This window comes from Agrobacterium leguminum (assembly GCF_015704895.1).
GTDB lineage: Bacteria > Pseudomonadota > Alphaproteobacteria > Rhizobiales > Rhizobiaceae > Agrobacterium > Agrobacterium leguminum.
Genome location: NZ_JADQWB010000045.1, coordinates 1 through 1253, shown reverse-complemented (window position 1 = coordinate 1253; position 1253 = coordinate 1). Strand labels below are relative to the sequence as shown.

The 1253-nt window shown below is 57.1% G+C and carries 1 pseudogene; it reads right to left on the bottom strand.

Annotation, left to right across the window (positions count from 1 at the left end):
• Positions 1-1175, bottom strand: a pseudogene (locus I3J13_RS25580) (IS481 family transposase); the annotation flags it as partial.
• Between the last annotated feature and the right edge of the window lie 78 nt (positions 1176-1253).

The following is a 1253-nucleotide window of genomic DNA, read 5'->3' as shown; positions in this document are numbered from 1 at the left end:
TGTAAAGACCGGAGACATCCCTGACATGTGTTCGGAGACATCCCTGACAGTCAGAGTTTATCTTCGAGATTGATCTTTGCGATTTGAGTTGCCCCGAAGAAAACGCCGAAGAGACCTGAGCTATTGAGGGGCCGGATGGCCAGGCGCTCGCTTCTGAAGGCATTAGGGATGCGCCATGTCTTGCCCTTGAAGCTGACGTAGCCTTTGGTGGAACTGACGCTGCGGACAATCTCGCTTCTGTCATAGACAGGGTTTGGAAGCTGGCGGGGAAAAGTGCGTGAGGAAGGCCGGTAGCGGCTTGCAGGCACCGCCATGTCGATCGCTTCATGCGGGCGATGATGATTGTAGATTTCACGCCAGTGGTCGAAAGCTTTCTGGGCATGTGTGTGATCGCTCAGCGTGGCGAAGTCCGTTACCTCGGCCTTGAGGCTGCGATGAAACCGTTCGTTCTTGCCACGGCCCTGTGGATGATAGGGTCGTGAATGGATCAATTCGATGCCAAGCTTCAAGAGCCAGACCCGCAAGCGTGTCCACTGGTTCGGTGTGCCGGTTCCCCATGGATTGCCATTGTCGCAGTAGATGGCCAGCGGCATGCCATAGCGGCGAAAGATCGTCTCCAGCTTGGCCTGTACGGTCTCTAGTCTCTCGTTGAGGCAAGCTTCGATTGCGATGGCAAAGCGGGAGTGATCATCAATGATGGTCAAAGGGTAGCACCAGTTGCCGCAGGCCATCTGCGTCCGTCCCTTGAAGTCCATCTGCCAGAGAAGGTTTGGTGCCTCGCGCTCGAAGCGGCCCTGCGCCATGCTCTCATTTGCCTGCGTTACGATCCGGCCATGGCGGCAAAGAATGGCATGCACGGTGGATGCCGAGGGAGGCTCCATGTCTAGGTCCCGCATTCGCCTTGCGATCTTGCGAGCACCCCAGGCGGGGTGCTCGTCACGTATATCGAGAACACTGCGCTCCAGATCGTCGGATGTACGGCGAGGGCTTGAATGCGGACGACGGCAGCGATCTTTTACGGCCTCTCCCGCCTTTACCCGCCGCAGCCAGAGATAACCCGTCTGCCGACTGATGCCGAAGCGCTTGCACAGCGCCGAAACATTGGCCCCATCCAACGCTGCAAGCATCACAAACTCTGTGCGTTGATCCATGACAGAAATCTCCCGCCAAGCCATCCCGACACTCCTCCGCCAAGCAGAAAAAGTGTCAGGGATGTCTCCGAACATCTGTCAACTATGTCTCCGGGCTGTACA